Genomic DNA, 20769 nt, shown 5'->3' with positions numbered 1-20769 from the left:
AAAGATGTTTAAGACACGATTGATCAGTGGTATCTTTCTGGTGATTGCAGCACTTCTGACGATCATCAGTGGAGGATATGTACTTTTTGTAACTTTGCTCTGTGTTTCTCTTCTTGGAATCCAGGAACTTTATAAGGCAATGGGTGTCCATAAGGATGGCGTAGGACTTCTGGAACTCGCAGGATATCTGGGGACGATCCTGTATTATGCTTCTCTGCTCCTTGGATTTGAGAGATACGGAATGATGGCAGTCCTTCTGGGACTGGTGCTTCTGATGTTTGTATATGTGTTTACATATCCGAAATATGAAGCGGATCAGGTGATGTCAGCATTTTTTGGAATCGTTTATGTGGCAGTCATGCTTTCCTTTATTTTCCTTACGAGAAATCTTGAGGGAGGTAAATTCCTTGTATGGCTGATCTTCCTCTGCTCCTGGGGATGTGATACCTGTGCCTATTGCGTGGGAATGCTGATCGGCAAACACAAGATGGCACCTGTATTGAGCCCTAAGAAATCCGTCGAGGGAGCTGTCGGCGGTGTTGTGGGAGCAGCAGCACTTGGCGCGATCTATGCGGCTGTGACTCATGGACCGATAGTGGAATATGCAGTGATCTGTGCAGTCGGTGCACTGATCTCTATGGTAGGAGATCTTGCTGCATCTGCGATCAAGAGAAATCGCGGCATCAAGGATTACGGCAAGCTGATCCCGGGACATGGAGGCATCCTTGACCGTTTTGACAGTGTGATCTTTACTTCACCGATCATCTTTTATCTTGCGAAGATGATCCTTGGTTTATAAAATTCAGATGAATGGAGGAACTCTGTTTTTATGAAGAAAATTGCGATATTAGGTTCAACAGGTTCTATCGGAACACAGACACTGGATGTTGTGCGCGCAAACGGCGATATTGAAGTCCTTGGTATCAGCGCAGGACGGAATATTGCGAAGCTGGAAGAGCAGGTCAGGGAATTTTCTCCGCAGCTCGTGGCAGTCTGGGATGAAAATGCAGCCAGAGATCTGGCACAGAAGATCCAGGATACAGATACGAAGGTAGTGTCCGGTATGGACGGACTTTTGGAACTGGCAGCAATGCCAGAGACGGAAATCCTTGTTACCGCGATCGTGGGAATGCTTGGGATCCGTCCTACGATCGAGGCGATCCGTGCAGGTAAGGATATTGCGCTGGCAAACAAGGAAACTCTGGTAACTGCAGGACATCTGATCATACCGATGGCAGAGGAATATGGTGTGAAGATCCTGCCAGTGGACAGTGAACACAGCGCGATCTTCCAGTCTCTGAACGGAGAACATAAGGAAGAAGTACATAAACTTCTGATCACAGCGTCCGGCGGACCTTTCCGTGGAAGAAAGAGAGCTGATCTGGAGCATGTGACCCTGGAGGATACCCTGAAACACCCGAACTGGGTAATGGGACAGAAGATCACTGTAGATTCCGCAACTCTTGTCAATAAAGGGCTTGAGGTCATGGAGGCGAAGTGGCTTTTTGGTATGGATCTGGATCATATCCAGGTTGTTGTACAGCCGCAGAGTGTGATCCATTCCATGGTAGAGTTCAAGGATGGAGGAATCATCGCCCAGCTTGGAACACCGGATATGCGCCTTCCGATCCAGTATGCGCTTTATTATCCTCATAGAAGATATCTTGCGGGAGACCGGCTTGATTTTGCGAAACTTGGACAGATCACATTTGAGGAACCGGATATGGAGACCTTCCTGGGACTTCCGATGGCAATCCAGGCATCCAGAGAGGGCGGTTCCATGCCGACCGTATTTAACGCGGCGAATGAACTGGCAGTAAAGAAATTCCTGCACCGTGAGATCCGGTTCCTGGATATTTATGATATTATCGGGCAGGCTATGGAAAGACATATAAAGATCGAGCATCCACAGCTTGAGGATATTCTGGCAGTAGAAAACGAGACTTATCAGTGGATTGAAAGCAGGTGGTAAATTGAAGATTCTGATTGCGATCATCATTTTCAGTGCAATCATTTTGATACATGAGCTGGGACATTTTCTCCTGGCGAAATTGAACGGGATCAGTGTGACGGAGTTTTCTCTTGGAATGGGACCGAGATTATTCAGTGTCCAAAAAGGAGAGACACGTTACTCTGTGAAATTACTTCCTCTTGGCGGTTCCTGTGCCATGGTTGGCGAGGATACGGCAGAGGAAGAACTTCCGGGATCTTTTAATGCGGCTCCGGTATGGGGCAGGATCTCTGTCGTGGCGGCAGGCCCGGTCTTTAACTTTATTCTGGCATTTATCCTGTCGGTGATCATTGTCGGCTTTGTCGGTTATGATCCGGCAGAGATCGTGGAAGTACAGCAGGATTCTGCCGCGTCAGAGGCAGGACTTGAGGCAGGCGATGTGATCACGGAATACAATGGATACCATGTGGATCTGGCGAAGGATCTGTATGTGTACAGTTATCTGAACTCACTCAATGAGGGAGATACAGTTACACTTAAAGTACGCCGCGATGGCGAAACGAAGGAAATCCAGTATACACCGGATGTTTCGGTGAGATATCTTCTTGGATTTAACCGTTCGGATGCATCTTCGATGACAGTAGAATCTCTGATCGAGGGAATGCCTCTTGAAGCGGCGGGGCTTCAGCCGGGAGATACGATCACGGCGATCAACGGAACAGAGGTTGCGGATGGAAAAGCATATGATGCTTACCTTCAGGAGCACCCGCTTTCAGATGAGCCGGTGGAGATTACTTATGTGCGTGACGGACTGGATTATACGGCAACGATCACGCCGCAGGAATACCGCACACCGGTACTTGGATTTTCCTATAATCTGGGATATCAGAAGGCGAACGGGCTTGAAGTGCTGAAATATGGTACCCTGGAAGTGAAATATATGATCCGTACTACACTTCTGAGTCTGAAACAGCTTGTTACAGGCGGCCTCGGCTTTAAGGATCTGAGCGGCCCGGTGGGGGTTGTGGATGCGATCGGAACCACTTATGAGGAAAGCAAGAGCGAGGGCGCGCTGATGCTCTGGATGAATATGCTCAACATGGCGGTCCTTTTGTCGGCAAACCTTGGTGTAATGAACCTTCTGCCTCTTCCGGCGCTGGATGGTGGAAGACTGGTATTTCTGATCGTAGAGGCGATCCGCCGGAAACCGATCAACCGGGAAGTGGAAGGAATGGTGCATTTCGCAGGTCTGATGCTTCTGATGGCATTGATGGTTGTAGTTATGTATAATGATATCCTGAAGATTTTCTGATGTTTTGGGATAAAATGGATTTGACAGTTAAGAGATATGAAGTGAATTAAGAATTATGAAAAACAAAATTTTGGCATCGCTCGTGCTGGCGGGAATATTTATGAGCAGCAGTCTCTGTGATCCGGGAAGTGAGATCCTGGCGGCAGAACAACAGGAAAGTACGAATTTTACGAATGATGACCTGAATTATGAAACAGAAACTCTGAAAGTAAACGTGGAACAAAAGGATACAGGATATACCAAATACTGGGTGGCTCATGTGCAGACGTTCAGCACAGAACAGTTGAAATCTGCATTGTGTGGCGGAACCTATGGAAATCCGCGCAAAACAACATCCGAGGAGCTTGCCTCTCATGATGGAATCATTGGTATCAATGGCAGTGCATTTTCCTATGGTTCGGGAGAACCCGCCCCTGGCAAGACTATGATCAAAGGCGGTCGGATCTATAATGATGTGTATTCAAACGGAAATATTTTCTGTGTGACAGAGGATGGTGGAATGTTTACTGCAGCTGCGGGAATGACGACAAAGGATCTTCTGAACCGCGGTGTGCAGGATACTTACTGTTTTGGTCCGACGCTTGTAGAGAACGGTGAGGCCAGTGAGATTTCCGGGCAGTTCCATCAGACTTCCAGATACCAGAGAGCGGCGGTGGGAATGGTAAGTCCCGGTGACTATTATCTGGTGGTTGTGGATGGTAAAGGCTATGGTGGCTCTCAGGGAATGACTTATCAGGAGCTGCAGCAGGTTTTTCTGGATCTGGGATGTGACTATGCGTACAATCTGGACGGTGGTGGCTCAGCAACGCTTGTATTTAAGGGCAGAGTACTGAATATGCTGACAGATAACGGCAAAGAAAGAGCCTGCGGAGACATTCTGTATTTTGTGGATGCAGGAAATGGTTCCGAAGGCAAAGATATTGTTGTACATGAGGACGAGGGAATGATTCGTTCTGCAGGAGACTCTATATGGTAGTCTCCTGATTTTTTTGTGCTGTTCCGAAGAATCCTGACATAAACTATCCTGAGAGGTTTTTTCGGGAGAAATTTATGGAATTCTATGAAAAAATTCGGGCGCAGCAGGAAAATGTTGACCAGGGTCAATTGAAAGTCACAGTAATGACGGCAGATGGAACGCGTCCGGTTGAAAATGCCCGGGTAAAAATATCCTATACCGGAGAGAGCGGACAGACGATCGAGGAAGTACGGACTGATTCCTCCGGACAGATACCGGTTCTGGATGTAAAAACGCCTCCGCTGGAATACAGCATGGAACCGTCAGAGCAGCAACCATATGCGGAATATACGGTTCAGGTCGAGGCGGAGGGTTTTGAGAACTCTGAAGTAGCGGGTACGCAGGTACTCCCGGGAGTTCTTGCCCAGCAGACAGTCAGTGTGAATTTCCAGGCAGGCGCTTCTTTTGAACGAATCGTGATCGGTCCGCATACTCTGTGGGGCGAGTATCCGCCAAAGATTGAGGAGGCAGAGATCAAGCCTGTAAATGAAAGTGGCGAGATTGTTCTGAGCCGGGTTGTTGTGCCGGAATATATTGTCGTTCATGACGGACCTGTAAATGATAATACAGCACAGGATTATTATGTTCGTTACAAAGATTATATTAAAAATGTGGCGAGCAGTGAAATTTACGCTACCTGGCCGGATGATACGATCCGGGCAAATGTTCTGGTAATCATGTCATTTACATTGAACAGAGTCTATACGGAATGGTACCGGAACAAAGGAAAAGATTTTACAATTACATCGTCCACTGCCTATGATCACAAATGGATTCATGGAAGAAATATTTTTGACAGTATTTCCAGAATCGTAGATGAGCTTTTTGAAAATTATCTGTCGAGACCGGATGTGAGACAGCCGATTCTGACCCAGTACTGTGACGGACGGCAGGTACAGTGCAGAAACCGCGGATGGATGACACAATGGGGCAGTAAATCGCTGGGAGATCAGGGGTACTCTCCAATAGAAATTCTTCGGTATTTTTATGGAAATGATATTTATGTAAATGTTGCAGAAGCAGTATCGGGGATTCCTTCTTCCTGGCCGGGATATGATCTTAATATCGGGGCAACAGGAAATAAAGTCCGCCAGATTCAGGAACAGCTGAATGTGATTAGCGATGCATATCCGGCGATACCGAAGGTTGGAGTAGATGGGATTTATGGCGAGCAGACAAAGAATTCTGTTCGTAAATTTCAGGATGTCTTTGGACTTCCTGAGACGGGAATTACAGACTATCCGACCTGGTATAAGATTCAGGAGATTTATGTCGCTGTCAGCAGAATTGCAGAATTGAATTAAATTCACAAAAAAACGGAAAAATTTCAAAAAAAGCCTTGACTTTGTCAGTTGTTTCTGGTATCCTACTACATGTCGCGAGGGAAGAGAATAAAGAATTCCCAAAGAAATGCGATATGCGGAAGTGTCGGAACTGGCAGACGAGCAAGACTAAGGATCTTGTGAGCATTGCGCTTGTGTGGGTTCAAGTCCCATCTTCCGCATGGATAGATCCCTGTATCTGAGAAGGTGCAGGGATTTTTTTGATTATTATTCAGATTTATAAAAAACGCCGCATCACAGAGGCAGAAGATAAATAAACTGCCCTGTGGTGCGGCGTTTTTGGAACTATTTCATAAAATTATTTGATTTTGACAGAGGAAGTTCTGCTCCAAACAGAATAATAATTCTTTTTGCTGACGGTTTTGTATGTGCGGATTCGAATGTAATATTTCTTGCCACGGGTCAGCTTTTTCAGAATGGCAGATTTGGAGCTGCCTTTTGCGGTGATCGTTTTAGCACCCTTAAAGTTGCTTGAAGTACTGTACTGGATCTGGTAGGCAGTAATGGATTTTACCGGTTTCCAGGATATGCTTGCCTGATTCTTTGCAGGTGATTTTTCCATCGGTTTTTTTGTTCTTGATGATATCTGTTTTTTTACTGCTCTGATTCAGGGTAAGAGAAGCAGCTTTTACTGTAAGTGTAGCCTTTGCACGGGCAATCTGAAAGTTGACTGTTTTTCTGCCAGCATAGCATCTGGTACCTGTGACGGTGACAGAAGCCGTGCCTGCGTCTGTGTTATCGCTGTAGGCAAGTGTATAATCTGTGTCAGGGGACAATTTCTTACCGGCAGAGGTTGTTACGGTGATTTTCGGCTTTTTTTCGGAACCATCATAGGTGAATACCGAGCTGGAAAGCTGAACATTGCATTTGCTGAAATCATTGGCAGTAATCTGGAAGGTTTTTGTTATAGAACCGGAAAAGCTGCCGCTTCCATAGATAGTAACGGAAGCTGTGCCTGCATTGGTATTATTACGATAATACAAGGTATAATCCTGATCCTGCGTTAAGGTACTGCCGTTACATTTTACAGTGACATCAGGTTTTTTTGCTGCGCCGTCATAAATCTGCGACTCATCAGAAAGAGTGATGTCGCAACTGCTGATATCTCCACGGCTGATATAAAAGGTGGTGGTAAAATATCCGGAATAATTTCCAATACCTGTGATGCCCGCACGTGCTCTTCCAGGAGAAGCATTGTACGCATATTCTACAGTAAAGTCCCTGCCCTCAACCAGGGTTTTGCCGTTATTAACAATGGTTACTTTGGGTTCCTGTGGTCTGCCATCGTATATGCAGGTGTCTGGTGTAAGTGTACAGGTAGTGCTGCTTGTGTAGATAGAAGCAGGTTCGATCGTGTATTCTTTTGTTACACTGCCGGTTTTTACCAGATGTGGTGTGGTGGCACTGTCGGAAGTGCCTGCGTAATTGGAAAAATAGACTGATAAAAAATGAAAAAAGTGTTGACATATGGAGATTACTTCGTTATACTGTTGATTGTCGCGAGGGAAGAGAATAAAGAATTCCCAGGGAAATGCGATATGCGGAAGTGTCGGAACTGGCAGACGAGCAAGACTAAGGATCTTGTGAGCATTGCGCTCGTGTGGGTTCAAGTCCCATCTTCCGCATGAATGAGTCCCTGTATCTGAGAAGGTACAGGGATTTTTGCATACTGAAACAGAAAGCCGGGGCAAAAGAAGCAATGCCGGAAAAACAGATGAATATCTGCAAACGGTAAGGGCTGGAAAATCAGAAACAAATAATTTTGCAAAAAATAAAAAAGAGTATTGACTATCTAAAAAAGATTTGCTATACTATCATCTGTCGCAAGGGAAGAGAATAAAGAATTCCCAGGGAAATGCGATATGCGGAAGTGTCGGAACTGGCAGACGAGCAAGACTAAGGATCTTGTGAGCATTGCGCTCGTGTGGGTTCAAGTCCCATCTTCCGCATGAAAGGTATTGACTTTTACATTACCTTTTGTTATATTAATATCTATCGCGAGGAAGCAATTGTTTCCATGGAATGCGGTATGCGGAAGTGTCGGAACTGGCAGACGAGCAAGACTAAGGATCTTGTGAGCATTGCGCTTGTGTGGGTTCAAGTCCCATCTTCCGCATGAGAGAGAACTCCTGTTAAATCAGGAGTTTTTTTTATGCCATAGCAGATAACTCCATAATGTTCTGCCGATACAAAAAAGAAATTTTTTTTGAAAAAAAGAGGAATTTGAAACATTATGTAGAATATAATTAATATAGGGTATTTTGTCGTTACTGTGAACCATAGTGTTTTTGCACCTGTGGAGGTAGTGCCTATGAATATACGGGAGAAGATGGAACAGCAGGAACTGGAACTTTTGAGTCCATATGCGGCGTGCAGCGTTCATTCCAGAGGCAGGGAACGCACCGAGGAGGAATGCGATGTCAGGACCGTTTATCAGAGAGACCGTGACCGGATTCTCCACAGCAAGGCATTTCGCAGACTGAAGGATAAGACACAGGTGTTTCTTGCACCACACGGGGACCATTACAGGAACCGGCTCACGCATACACTTGAGGTATCGCAGATCGCACGCACGATAGCCAAGGCACTTCGCCTGAATGAAGATCTGGTGGAGGCGATCGCGCTCGGACATGATCTTGGACATACACCATTTGGGCATGCGGGGGAGCATGCGCTTGATGAGATCCATCCGGGTGGTTTTACTCATTACCGTCAGAGTATTCGTGTCGTGCAGATCCTGGAGAAGAACGGTGAGGGACTGAACCTTACATGGGAAGTGAGGGATGGCATTCTGAACCATCGGCTCAGCGGCAGTCCTGCGACACTGGAAGGACAGGTTGTCCGCTTTTCCGACAAAATAGCTTATATCCATCATGATATGGATGATGCACAGAGAGCAGGTATCCTGACAGAAGATGATATCCCTGTGACGCTTCGGATACTTCTGGGGTATACAACGAGGGAGAGACTGAATACTTTTGTGCATGATATCATAGAGAACAGCCTTGAGAGAGACCATATCTGTATGTCGGAGAGAATCTTCACGGCACTGATGGATCTTCGGACGATTATGTTCCAGAATGTATATACGCATCCGGAGGCAAAGAGAGAAGAACACAAAGCAGTCAGAATGCTTAAGAAACTATATGAATATTATATCGAGAACCCGGAACAGATGTCCAGGGAATATCAGGAACTCATGAAGCGAGGAGAGTCCGGATCCCAGGCGGTCTGTGATTACCTTTCTGGTATGACAGACCAGTATTCCATGGAGAAGTTCCGGCAGATATACATACCAAAGTCCTGGGAAGGCTATTAAGCAGCAGAGGAGGATGGGCAATGCGTTATTCGGACGATATCATTGAAGAAGTACGTCAGAAGAATGATATTGTAGATGTGGTATCCCAATATGTGAAATTAACCAGGAAGGGCAGTTCCTATTTTGGGTTATGTCCTTTCCACAATGAGAAGACACCTTCATTTTCCGTAACACCGGGGAAGCAGATGTATTATTGCTTTGGCTGCGGAGCCGGTGGGAATGTTTTTAATTTTATCATGGAATATGAGAACTATACGTTTGGTGAGGCTTTGAAATATCTGGCTGACCGTGCGGGAGTGGAACTTCCCCAGATCGAGTATTCCAAAGAAGTGAGAGAGAAGGCACAGGAGCGCGCAGAGCTTCTGGAGATCAACAAGCAGGCCGCGCAGTATTTCTACTATCAGCTCCGTACAGAGAAGGGCGCGCAGGGGTATCAGTACCTTACAGGGCGCGGGCTCAGTGAGGAGACGATGCGTAAGTTCGGGCTTGGGTATTCGGACAAATTCGGCGGAGGACTGTATCAGTTCCTTAAGTCCAAGGGCTACGGTGATGACCGGCTTCGGGAATCCGGGCTTTTTAATGTGGACGAGCGTCATGGTATGTATGATAAGTTCTGGAACCGTGTGATCTTTCCGATCATGGACGTTAATAACCGTGTGATTGGTTTTGGCGGACGTGTGATGGGTGACGGCAAACCGAAGTATCTGAACTCCCCGGAGACCAAGATCTTTGATAAGAGCCGTAACCTGTACGGACTTAATGTCGCGAGGACGACGAGGAGGAAATATCTGATCCTCTGTGAAGGATATATGGATGTGATCTCCATGCATCAGGCAGGTTTTACCAATGCGGTGGCTTCGCTTGGAACGGCACTGACTTCCGGCCACGCCAGCCTTCTGAAGCGTTATACGCAGGAAGTCCTGCTTCTCTACGACAGTGATGAGGCAGGTGTCCGTGCGGCACTCCGTGCGATCCCGATCCTGCGGGAAGCTGGCGTCAATTCCAGAGTTGTGAATCTGCGGCCATATAAGGATCCGGATGAATTTATCAAGAACCTTGGAGCGGAAGCTTTTGAGGAACGGCTTGAGCAGGCGTCGGACAGCTTTATGTTCCGGGTCAGCATTGCAGAGAGCGAGTTCCCGATGGAGGAGCCGCAGGGGCAGAACCGTTTCTTTGAACGCTGTGCAGAGATGCTTCTGGAACTGAAGGATGAACTGGAGCGGAACCTCTATATCGAGGCGATCGTTAAGAAGTACCGCGGTCAGTACGGTATCAGCGTGGAGGATCTCCGTAAGAGAGTCAATACACTGGCGCTTAAGGGTACACCGGCAGAACGCCGCATCCAGCCAAAGAAAAGTCAGGAAGGTGCACCTAAGAAAAAAAAGGACAGTGCTTCCGATCAGGCGCAGAAACTGATGCTGACCTGGATCGTTACCTACCCTAAGATCTTTGACAAAGTGGCACAGTATCTGACACCGGAGGATTTTGTGGTCCCTCTGTACAGGGAAGTGGCGCGGATGCTTTTTTCTCAGAGGGAAGAAGGCGAGGTAAATCCGGCCAGACTCCTGAACAGTTTCACAGACAGTGAAGAGCAGAGAGAAGTTGCATCGCTGTTTAATGCGACGATCCATCTGGAGACTCCCAAGGAGCAGGATCAGGCTTTTGCCGATACGCTTCTTCGGATCAAGACAGAGAGTCTTGCAGAAAGAAACCGCAACTGGAATCCCACGGATATGGCGGGATTTCAGGAAATCATCAAAGCAAAAAAAGAATTAGAGGAACTCGGCCGAAAACGCCGGGATCTGCATATTTCTTTTGAATAAGGATAAAATATAAACACTATATGGAGGGAATAAGCACCTATGGAAATGAATATGGGCAAATTCAGCGAAAAACTGGTTGAGCTTCTGGAGCTTGCAAAAAAGAAAAAGAACGTACTGGAATACCAGGAGATCAGTGATTTCTTCAAAGACCAGCCTCTTGAAGTTGAACAGATGGAAAAGGTATACGATTTCCTGGAAGCCAGCGGAGTCGATGTGCTCCGTATTTCAGGCAATGATGACAGCCTGATGCTGGACGATGATGCAGAGCTGGACAAGCTGGATGATGAGGAAGAAATCGAGCTGGACAAGATCGATCTTTCTGTACCGGAAGGTGTCAGCATTGAAGACCCTGTCCGTATGTACCTCAAGGAAATCGGTAAAGTCAGCCTTCTTACAGCAGATGAGGAGATCGAGCTTGCAAAGCGTATGGAGCAGGGCGATGAGGATGCCAAGAAACGTCTGGCAGAAGCCAACCTTCGTCTTGTAGTCAGCATTGCAAAGCGTTATGTAGGACGTGGAATGTTGTTCCTGGACCTGATCCAGGAAGGAAACTTAGGTCTTATCAAAGCCGTTGAGAAATTCGATTACCGCAAGGGATATAAATTCAGTACCTATGCAACATGGTGGATCCGTCAGGCAATCACAAGAGCGATCGCTGATCAGGCGAGAACGATCCGTATTCCTGTGCATATGGTAGAAACTATCAACAAGCTGATCCGCGTTTCCCGTCAGTTACTCCAGGAGTTAGGCCGTGAACCTACCCCGGAAGAAATCGCAGAAGAGATGGATATGAATGTTGACAGAGTGCGTGAGATCCTCAAGATCTCTCAGGAACCGGTATCTCTGGAAACTCCGATCGGTGAGGAGGAGGACAGCCACCTTGGAGATTTCATCCAGGATGACAACGTTCCGGTACCGGCAGATGCAGCAGCATTTACTCTTCTTAAGGAACAGCTGATCGAAGTTCTCGGAACTCTTACCGAGAGAGAACAGAAAGTCCTGAGACTGCGTTTCGGACTGGACGACGGACGTGCACGTACCCTTGAGGAAGTTGGTAAGGAATTCAACGTTACAAGAGAGCGTATCCGTCAGATCGAAGCCAAAGCACTGCGTAAACTGCGTCATCCGAGCCGCAGTCGCAAACTGAAGGATTATCTGGACTGATGGGCGCATCTGTACAGATTTCCAGGAGACTTGGCGCGATCGCCGATCTGGTAACACAAGGAAACCGGCTGGTAGATGTGGGATGTGATCATGGATATCTGCCGGTGTACCTGAAGCTTGAGGGAAGGATCCCAAGCGCGATCGCAACAGATGTTGCAGAGGGACCATTGTCCCGGGCACGAGAGCATATTGAACAGTACGGACTGGGCTCTTACATAGAGACGAGACGATGTGACGGGCTTGCCGATGTCGGACATGGAGAGGGAAATACCCTCGTCATTGCCGGCATGGGCGGACCGCTGATGGAGCGGATCCTTGAGGGCGGCAGAAGCATCTGGGATGATTTTCAGGAGATGATCCTTCAGCCGCAGTCAGATATCCCGCATTTCCGTCATTTTCTTCTTGAGAATGGATTTCATATCATAGAAGAAGAGATGATCCTTGAGGACGGCAAGTTTTACCCGATCATGAAGGTGAAGCGAGATGCCAAAGCGGAGTCTGAGAAATGGAGCGTTCAGGAGGAAATGTTTGGAAAGTTCCTTCTGGAGAGGAAGCATCCGGTTCTTGAGAAATTCCTGGAAAGAGAGCTCAGGATCCATGAGGAGATCCTTGAGAAGCTCAAAGAAGCTTCCGGGGAGAGCGCAGTAAACCGCAAAAAAGAAGTTGAGGAGGAGCGGCAGCTTATCCTGGCTGCCCTGGACCGATATGAAAGTAAAGGAACTGACAGCGTGGCTGGAGAATAAATATCCGGCTAAGGCAGCAGAACACTGGGATAATGTAGGACTTCTGGTTGGTGATGATGAGGCAGAAGTTTCTCATATCTTTCTTGCACTGGATCTGACAGAGGAAACTCTGGAAGAAGCAATCCAGGCAGGCGCAGACATGATCATCACACATCATCCGATGATCTTTGGCGGGATCAAAAAGATCAATAACCATGATTTTACCGGAAGGAAGATCATGTGCCTGATCAGAAATAATATTTCTTATTATGCCATGCACACCAATTATGATGTCCTTGGAATGGCAGATTTAAGTGCGGATTATCTGAAACTTGAGGAGAGAGAAGTCCTTTCTGTGACAGAGGAAACGAAGGACGGCTGCGAGGGATTTGGCCGTGTCGGCGTGCTTCCAAAGCAGATGAGCCTCAGAGAATGCGGAGAATTTGTAAAGGCTGCACTTTCTCTGAATGATGTCAAGATTTATGGAGATCTTGAGCAGCCGGTGCACAGAGCTGCAATCTGTACAGGAAGCGGCAAGAGCATGATCTCAGACGTACTTGCCAAAGGTGCGGATGTGTATGTCACCGGTGATATTGACCATCATACAGGAATTGATGCAGTGGCAGCAGGACTGGCGGTCATCGATGCCGGTCACTACGGCACAGAATATATTTTTATGGATGCCATGAAAAAGAAGCTCGGCGAAAACTTCCCGGAACTTCCGATCACATGTGCAAAAGTAAAAAGCCCGTATACGATATTGTAGATATCGAACTATAACTATAAAAACGGGAGGGTTTTTATGGAGAATATGGCAAAAGTAACGATCAATGGCGAAACGAAAGAATATCCCTGTGGAACTTCCTACAGGGATATTGTCAATGAATACCAGAAAGATACAGAGGCTCCGATCATACTGGTCACGGTGGATGGGAGACTTCGGGAGCTTCATAAGAGGGTCAAGGGTGACTGCCAGGTAGAGTTTGTCACTACCAGAGACCATATTGGCTTTTCTACGTACAAGAGAAGTGCCTGCCTTGTACTGCTCAAAGCAATCTACGATGTGGCAGGCAAGGACGCGGTCGAGAAGGTGGAGATCCATTATTCTGTTGGCTCCGGCTATTATTTTACAATGACTGGATTTGCAGGATTGGATCAGGACTTTCTGGATCAGGTCAGAACACAGATGCATGAGATCGTAGATGCAAAAGTGCCGATCTGCAAGCGTTCCGTCAATACAGATGAGGCGATCGCACTGTTTCACCATCATCACATGTATGACAAGGAGAAGCTGTTCCGGTACCGCCGTGTTTCCAAGGTGAATATCTATAATATTGGAAACTATGAGGATTATTTCTATGGATATATGGCAGATCATACCGGCTATGTGAAATATTTTGACCTCAAGCTTTATGATGAGGGCTTTGTCCTGGAACTGCCGGAGCGTAAGGCTCCATCCGTGATTCCGCCGTTTGCTCCGGAGGAAAAAATCTTCCAGGTACAGAAGGAATCCCAGGAATGGGCAGAGAAGATGGATATTTCCTATGTCGGCGATCTGAATGACCGCATTACCAGTGAGGGCGTGCGGAACATCCTTCTGGTGCAGGAAGCGCTCCAGGAAGCTAAGATCTCCAGGATCGCACAGCAGATCGTGGAGGACGGCAGCAAAAAATTTATTATGATCGCAGGCCCGTCTTCTTCCGGAAAGACCAGTTTTTCCCATCGCTTGTCGATCCAGCTGACAGCACACGGCATGAAACCACATCCGATCGCCGTAGATAATTATTTCAAAAACAGAGAAGATACACCGCTGGATGAATACGGTGAGAGAAATTATGAATGCCTGGAAGCCCTGGACGTGGAGAAATTCAACGAAGATATGCTGGCTCTTCTCCGTGGAGAACGCATCGAACTGCCGGTATTTAACTTTGTGACAGGCCACAGAGAATACCGGGGAGATTTCCTTAAGCTTGGGAAAGAGGATGTCCTCGTTATCGAGGGAATCCACGGACTTAATGACAAACTGAGTCATTCCCTCCCGAAAGAAAGTAAATTCAAGATCTATATCAGTGCACTGACACAGCTGAATATCGACAAACACAACCGTATCCCGACCACGGATGGCAGACTGATCCGAAGGATTGTGCGTGATGCGAGAACGCGTGGAACGAGTGCAAAGGACACGATCGCCAGATGGCCGTCGGTAAGAAGAGGAGAGGAAGCAAACATCTTCCCGTATCAGGAAGAGGCAGATGTGATGTTCAACTCCGCACTTGTCTATGAACTGGCCTGCCTGAAGCTTTATGCAGAGCCGCTTCTGTTCGGGATCGGCAAGGACGAGCCGGAATATATCGAGGCGAAGCGCCTTCTGAAATTCTTTGACTATTTTGTCGCCGTGCCAAGCGACGATATCCCACGGAACTCTCTTCTCAGGGAGTTTGTAGGGGGAAGCTGTTTTGATGTATGATTCTTTTTCCGCTCATCTTATGCCTTTGATAAACAGTTCCTTTGCTCCCGGACAGGCACAGGCTACTGTGGATGCTTTTCAGGATCCGGATCAACGGCAGATCGCACAGGCGGAGTTATATTATTTTTCAGGACGCGCGCAGGAATGTAGAAACATTGCGGAGCTTTATCTGCAGGACAAAGATCTCTGCCTGCGCCTGTCCGCAGGACTTTTGTATTCTTTTTCCAATCTTACGCTGGGAAATCCATCTGCTTCCAGGATGGGATTTCGAAACATCCAGGAATGCCTTCGTCTTGCAGAAGAAAACTCTGCATCAGAAGAAGTTATAGCTTCCTGTGTTTTTGCCGGCTATCTGGCAACGGTTCTGATGCATCTTCCGGCAGACGGACTTCCACCTCTCAAGGATTTTCTGCCGTATCTGCCGGCGGGTATTCGTGCTTATGCGATCTATATCCTCGCACACAATGCTTATTTGAATGAAGAATATGAGCGGGCACTGGGATTATGTCAGTCAGTTTTTCTGATGCTTGATGGCTGTTATCCCATTGCTATGGAATATCTCTACTGCGTGATCATTATGTGTCTGAATAACCAGAAGAAACACGAGAAAGCCAGGGAAATCCTGATGAAAGCATGGAACATGGCGAAACCGGATGGATTTCTGGAACCGTTCATCGAGCACCACGGACTGATGCTTGGCCAGATCGAAGCCTGTATCAAACCAACAGAACCGGAAAATTACAAACGGCTTTCACAGGCAGTCATTGCTTTCAGCCGCGGCTGGATGGATATTCATAATCCACAGCTTCAGAGCTCTGTTACAAATAAGCTGACACCTATGGAATTTTCCATAGCCATGCTTGCAAGCAAAGGCTGGACCAACCAGGAGATCGCAGATCACCTGTCCATGTCAGTCAATACGATCAAACATTATCTCTCCCGCATTTTTCAGATACTGGGTGTGGAAAAGCGCGAAGAGCTGAAACCCTTTGTAAATAAATAACAGACAAAGATACATACGGCGGTCAATTGCGACCGCCGTAATACTTTTTTCAGAAAAAAAAGGCACTTTTTTGGCTTCTGATGGGCATTACATAATTTTGTTCTGTAAAGTATAATATTTCCATAAAATATAAAATGTGGAAGGAGGAGCAAAATGAAGAAAAACGAATTAGCGAAAAAGAGCCGGAAACTGCTTTCTGCGATCCTGACCGGAACAGTGCTGATCACATCTGTGGTACCGGAATCCCTCATCTGAGCGGCTGATGTGGAAATGCAGGAATTCGAAGACGGCGAAGACAATGAGGATGTGATCTTTGAAGCTGCAGAAGAACCTGCAGAAGAACCTGAGACAGAGGATGTTGAGGAAAGTGGAGAAGTGGAGATCCAGGATCTTTCAGAATCCCAGGACGAAGATGATACTGAGGATGCCGTGGAAGTGGACGAAGACTTTACGGATGGAGTTGCTCTTTTTAGCAGCGGCAGTGAGATGGCAGTGGGAACAGCGGCTGCAAATACGATTTCGCCGGGGACGGGAGAGGTAACAATCACTTCTGGAGGAACGTATACGGTACAGGGCGGAACATATACTAAGACTGGGCCTCGCGATCCCTTCGGTGGTGCAATTACTATTGACACTACAGAGAAAGTTACTCTGGAGATTACTGGAAACATTAATATGCCAGGGGATGATTATGGCTGTTTTATTAGTATAGAAAATGCTTGTAAAGAGTTGACGATTATTAATGAGTATACAGTGAATGTTGATAATAATCCTTTTCTGATCAATAAAAATAAAGATGCAACAGTTACTTTTGAGGGCGGTACTTATGAGGCTTTAACGGACGGTGGAGTTCCCATAATTCAAAACGGAGGGGTTGTTAACCTTAAGAATGCTAAATTTAATGCAACTGGTTCTTTTGACTATGGAGTTATTGTAAATAATGGGTGGTTCGGTAGTGATGGAACAATAAATATTCAAAATGGAACGATATTGGACTGTGGCGGTAATACAGGTATTGGTGGTGATGCTTGTATTATAAGAGGAACCGTCAATATGTATGGCGGAACCATTACATCACCATCTTCGAAGAAGGGCACTATAACTATAGGAATAAATGCAGCGAAAATTAAAGTTGTTGGTGGAAAAATTCAAAATTTTGATTGGGGAATTTATCTAGAAGGACAAACCAATGTATCAGCTACTATTGGAAATGTAACCTTTGAAAATAATGATTGCGATATTGTCATGGATTCAGGAAAAAAAATTACCATACAAGATGACTTCAAAGGAACTGCAAGTGTTAAGCTACCTAGTTTCCCACGTACAATTACAACCCCTGGAACATCTCCGGAGATGCGCACAAAGATTACTTATGTTGATGGCTCTCATTCTATAAGTTATGATACAACTGAAAAGTGCCTGTACGTAAGTGATCATGTTCATTCATGGAGTTATTCAACAAGTGCTGATAAAATCATTGCAACATGCACAGCGAAGACAGATTGTGAATTTAATCCAGGTAAATTAAATTTAACCCTGGCAGCAGCTGATGCATATTATTCTGGCAAAGCTTATACCGGAGCAACCGTGACAAATGACATTACCTGTCAGACAGGTGATGAAGCGAATATCGTATATTATCTGAAAGATGGCATGAAGACAACCAGCAGCAACAGCGGTGCTGCGAGTAAGGGAGCTGCACCGGTAAATTTGGGACAATATACGGTAAAAGTCACGCTTGGCGGTCAGACCATAAGTGCTGATTTTGAGATTAAAAAAGCGATAATTAATCCGACAGTGACCATGGATGACTGGACCTATGGACAGAAGGCGAACACACCAAGCATAACAGTTAAGTCAGGTGAAAGTGACATTACAGCTTCTTATGATGCCTCCAGCTATACCTGTACATACTACACAGATGCCGGCTGTACAGATATGACGACCGCAGCAGATGGTGCAGCCACAAATGGAGGAGTACCAAAGAATGCAGGTACTTACTATGTGAAAGTGGTTGTGCCGGAGAATGGAAACTATGCAGGGGCAGAAGCGGAAGCTTCCTTCACGATCGCACCACTTCCGGCAGAATTAACCTGGTCAAAAACAGATCTGATTTATACAGGAAGTGAGCAGAGCGTATCGGCGACGGTTGCGAATGCACTGGAGGGCGATTCTTTTGCAATTGCCTATGAAGGCAATACACAGACAGAAGCAGGTGACAGCTATACTGCAACGGTAACAGATCTTGGAAATGATAACTATACACTTACCGGTACCACGGGTGTTTCCAGGAACTGGAGCATCAGTTATCTGCAGACTTCAGCGGCTGCACAGGTTTCCGGAACGAAGGGTAACAATGACTGGTACATAAGTCCTGTGAAACTTGTACCGGACAGTGGATACCAGATATCGACGGACAAAACAGACTGGAAGGATTCGCTTGGGGATTACACAGAGCAGGGAGAACAGTCTGCAGGATATTATCTGAAAGAGACTGCAACAGGTGCCGTTACCGATAAAAAAACAGTAACCTTCAAAATTGATACCGGAATGCCGTCAGGCAGTATCCGGATCGGGGAAAATACATTTGACAGTTCCCTGAAGGATATTACTTATGGTTACTGGTTCAAGGATAATGTTTCTGTTGACATCACAGGTGCAGATAGTGCCAGTGGAATTGCTTCTGTAGAATACCAGGCGGTCAGTGCGGAGGAATCCTATGATGCAAACGGCACATGGCTTCCATGGAATGCAGAGGAGAAACTTTCCCTGACAGAAAGCGGCAGGTATGTGGTCTATGCCCGTGTTACAGACAATGCAGGAAACCAGACGATCGTCAATTCTGATGGAGCAGCTGTATTTAAAGATTCTGTAGTTGTGGATTCTTCCATCGACTACACAAGAACAACCAAAGCTTCCGTGGACGCGAAAGTAACATTAAATGGAAACACCGTAGCGTCTGTAAGAAACGGAGAAATCACTCTGACAGAGGGAAAGGATTATACAGTTTCCGCAGACAGGATCACATTCAGCGGAGAGTATCTGGATACTCTGGAAGCAGGCACTTATAAACTGACAGTTGCATATCAGCTGCAGGGCGTGACAGAATACAAAGGCGGTGACAAACCTGCCGACAGCCAGATCGCAGTAAATGTCAGCCGTCAGACAGCAAATGTAAAAATCACAGGTACGCTTGATAAGGAATACGACGGACAGCCGGCAGATCTGACATATACAACAAACAGCAATGCCACCGTCAAAACAGAGTATAAAGTAAATGAAACCTGGCAGACAGAAACTCCGATACACGCAGGAACTTATGAAGTCAGGGTCAGTGTATCCGAAAATGGTGATTTTACCGCTGCTTCCGATACGAAGGCTTATACGATCCGGCAGCGGGAAGTTGTAGTTTCCGGAATCACTGCAAAAGGTAAGGTATATGACGGAACAGCGGATGCGGAACTGGATTACAGCAAAGCCGTGTTTGCAGGAGCAGTGAAAGGTGACAGCCTTACAGTAAGTGCAGAAGGTACTTTTGCAGACAGCAATGCAGCCAATGGAAAAACTGTCACGATCACAAAGCCTGTGCTGGGCGGCGGATCGGCAGGGGATTATATCCTGGCAGATAACGGGCAGCAGACAAGTACCACAGCAGATATCAGCCCGAAAGAGATCACGGTAACTGCTGGCAATAAGAATAAAATTGCCGGTAAAGCAGATCCTGTCCTTACTTATACGGCGAAAGGTCTGGTGGGAAAAGACACTTTATCAGGAATTACAGTAAGACGAAAAGCCGGTGAAAAGGCGGGAATCTATCCGATCACAGTTTCTCAGGCTTCCGGTTCTAATCCAAATTACAGGATTACTTTCAGGAAAGGTATCTTCACGATTGAGCAGGCTGATCAGTCCAAACTGAGCGGAAAGGCCGTTTATCGCCTGAAACTTCCGATATTTTTTGCAACGGGCAAGGCACAGAAGAACAGCATTGTCGTTTCCTGGAGAAAGTATCCTGGTGCAGCTGGTTATGATGTTTTCTGGCGCTACTGTGACGGAAGCATAAATTATAAAAAGGCCGGAACGGTTAAAAATGGAAAGCTTTCTATGACACATAAGAATCTGAGGTCGAACCGTGAATATAAGTATTTTGTTGCTGCTTATAAAATGGTAAAAGGCAGAAAAATTTACATTGCCAAATCCAATGAAATGCATGTTGCCATGAAACAGGCACGTACAACAAACGCCGTTTCGATTAAAGTAAACAGGACTACGGTTATTCTAAAACCGGGCAAAACCTTCAGGCTGAAGTGTCAGCTTACAGGTGAAAACCGAAAAAAGAAGCTGCTTTCCCATTCAAGTCCCTACCGCTATTACACTGCCAACAGCAAAATTGCAACGGTAAGCCAAAACGGGGTGATCCGGGCAAAGGCGAAGAGAAGCTGCAGCATATATATTCTTGCCAGCAACGGTGTATATAAAAGAGTGACTGTAAAAGTTAAGTAAAGCAGCCGGTTATAATTTTTCAATTTACTTATTTATAGTACTTTACTTAAAGCGGGATTCGTGTTAGAATAGCATTCGTGCGAGCAGGCCAGGTGATCGCGGCTGTACAGACGAAAGGGTACAGACGAGGAAAGTCCGGGCTTCACAGGG

The 20769-nt window shown here is 46.4% G+C and carries 15 protein-coding genes and 4 tRNA genes; 17 read left to right on the top strand and 2 right to left on the bottom strand.

Going from position 1 to position 20769, the window contains the following annotated elements; genetic code table 11:
- Positions 1 to 4: 4 nt before the first annotated feature.
- From QZL69_RS12535 to QZL69_RS12510, 6 genes are all read left to right on the top strand, one after another.
- On the top strand, positions 5 to 799 hold the full coding sequence (locus tag QZL69_RS12535; RefSeq protein WP_022215543.1) for a phosphatidate cytidylyltransferase: 795 nt from the start codon (positions 5 to 7) through the stop codon (positions 797 to 799).
- A 30-nt stretch (positions 800 to 829) separates the two neighbouring features.
- The gene (gene dxr / locus QZL69_RS12530) at positions 830 to 1972 is read left to right on the top strand and encodes a 1-deoxy-D-xylulose-5-phosphate reductoisomerase (RefSeq protein WP_022215542.1); all 1143 of its coding nucleotides are present in this window, start codon (positions 830 to 832) and stop codon (positions 1970 to 1972) included.
- Between the two features lies 1 nt (position 1973).
- Complete coding sequence (gene rseP / locus QZL69_RS12525) at positions 1974 to 3263, top strand: RIP metalloprotease RseP (protein ID WP_022215541.1); 1290 nt, start codon at positions 1974 to 1976, stop codon at positions 3261 to 3263.
- A 55-nt stretch (positions 3264 to 3318) separates the two neighbouring features.
- Entirely contained in the window at positions 3319 to 4239 is a 921-nt protein-coding gene (locus tag QZL69_RS12520; RefSeq protein ID WP_227221728.1) for a phosphodiester glycosidase family protein, read from the top strand.
- Between the two features lie 74 nt (positions 4240 to 4313).
- A complete protein-coding gene (locus QZL69_RS12515) occupies positions 4314 to 5582 on the top strand; it encodes a peptidoglycan-binding protein (protein ID WP_022215539.1) in 1269 nt (422 codons plus the stop codon).
- A gap of 115 nt (positions 5583 to 5697) precedes the next feature.
- A tRNA-Leu gene (locus QZL69_RS12510) sits at positions 5698 to 5782 on the top strand.
- Positions 5783 to 5919: 137 nt separating this feature from the next.
- Here QZL69_RS12510 and QZL69_RS14110 read toward each other — a convergent pair.
- Together QZL69_RS14110 and QZL69_RS12505 are read right to left on the bottom strand one after the other, a co-directional pair.
- Positions 5920 to 6183, bottom strand: coding sequence for a fibronectin type III domain-containing protein (locus QZL69_RS14110; protein WP_118698419.1), 264 nt, complete (start codon positions 6181 to 6183; stop codon positions 5920 to 5922).
- A complete protein-coding gene (locus QZL69_RS12505) occupies positions 6083 to 6604 on the bottom strand; it encodes a hypothetical protein (protein WP_118698418.1) in 522 nt (173 codons plus the stop codon). Before QZL69_RS12505 ends, QZL69_RS14110 begins: the two co-directional genes overlap by 101 nt.
- 557 nt (positions 6605 to 7161) lie before the next feature.
- On the opposite strand from QZL69_RS12505, the gene QZL69_RS12500 reads away from it, so the two are divergent.
- From QZL69_RS12500 to QZL69_RS12450, 11 genes are all read left to right on the top strand, one after another.
- Positions 7162 to 7246, top strand: a tRNA-Leu gene (locus QZL69_RS12500).
- A 239-nt stretch (positions 7247 to 7485) separates the two neighbouring features.
- A tRNA-Leu gene (locus QZL69_RS12495) sits at positions 7486 to 7570 on the top strand.
- Between the two features lie 82 nt (positions 7571 to 7652).
- A tRNA-Leu gene (locus tag QZL69_RS12490) sits at positions 7653 to 7737 on the top strand.
- Between the two features lie 195 nt (positions 7738 to 7932).
- A complete protein-coding gene (locus tag QZL69_RS12485; RefSeq protein WP_022215537.1) occupies positions 7933 to 8940 on the top strand; it encodes a deoxyguanosinetriphosphate triphosphohydrolase in 1008 nt (335 codons plus the stop codon).
- A gap of 20 nt (positions 8941 to 8960) precedes the next feature.
- Positions 8961 to 10763 (top strand): DNA primase, encoded by a 1803-nt coding sequence (gene dnaG / locus QZL69_RS12480; protein WP_022215536.1) that lies wholly within the window; start codon positions 8961 to 8963, stop codon positions 10761 to 10763.
- Positions 10764 to 10802: 39 nt separating this feature from the next.
- Complete coding sequence (rpoD, locus tag QZL69_RS12475; protein ID WP_022215535.1) at positions 10803 to 11927, top strand: RNA polymerase sigma factor RpoD; 1125 nt, start codon at positions 10803 to 10805, stop codon at positions 11925 to 11927.
- Positions 11927 to 12670 carry a tRNA (adenine(22)-N(1))-methyltransferase gene (locus QZL69_RS12470; RefSeq protein ID WP_022215534.1) on the top strand — a complete coding sequence of 248 codons (744 nt, stop codon included), beginning with the start codon at positions 11927 to 11929 and terminating at the stop codon, positions 12668 to 12670. The genes rpoD and QZL69_RS12470 overlap by 1 nt, the downstream gene beginning before the upstream one ends.
- On the top strand, positions 12633 to 13415 hold the full coding sequence (locus QZL69_RS12465; RefSeq protein WP_022215533.1) for a Nif3-like dinuclear metal center hexameric protein: 783 nt from the start codon (positions 12633 to 12635) through the stop codon (positions 13413 to 13415). Before QZL69_RS12470 ends, QZL69_RS12465 begins: the two co-directional genes overlap by 38 nt.
- Before the next feature lie 45 nt (positions 13416 to 13460).
- Positions 13461 to 15116 carry a nucleoside kinase gene (locus QZL69_RS12460; RefSeq protein ID WP_442852508.1) on the top strand — a complete coding sequence of 552 codons (1656 nt, stop codon included), beginning with the start codon at positions 13461 to 13463 and terminating at the stop codon, positions 15114 to 15116.
- Positions 15109 to 16119 carry a helix-turn-helix domain-containing protein gene (locus tag QZL69_RS12455; protein ID WP_022215531.1) on the top strand — a complete coding sequence of 337 codons (1011 nt, stop codon included), beginning with the start codon at positions 15109 to 15111 and terminating at the stop codon, positions 16117 to 16119. The genes QZL69_RS12460 and QZL69_RS12455 overlap by 8 nt, the downstream gene beginning before the upstream one ends.
- A gap of 270 nt (positions 16120 to 16389) precedes the next feature.
- Positions 16390 to 20619 (top strand): MBG domain-containing protein, encoded by a 4230-nt coding sequence (locus QZL69_RS12450; RefSeq protein ID WP_022215529.1) that lies wholly within the window; start codon positions 16390 to 16392, stop codon positions 20617 to 20619.
- The last annotated feature ends 150 nt before the right edge of the window (positions 20620 to 20769 follow it).

Origin of the sequence: Blautia sp. CAG:237, from assembly GCF_000436615.1 — a bacterium.
Classification (GTDB): Bacteria; Bacillota; Clostridia; order Lachnospirales; family Lachnospiraceae; genus Blautia_A; species Blautia_A intestinihominis.
This window is presented reverse-complemented; position numbering and strand designations above follow the sequence as displayed.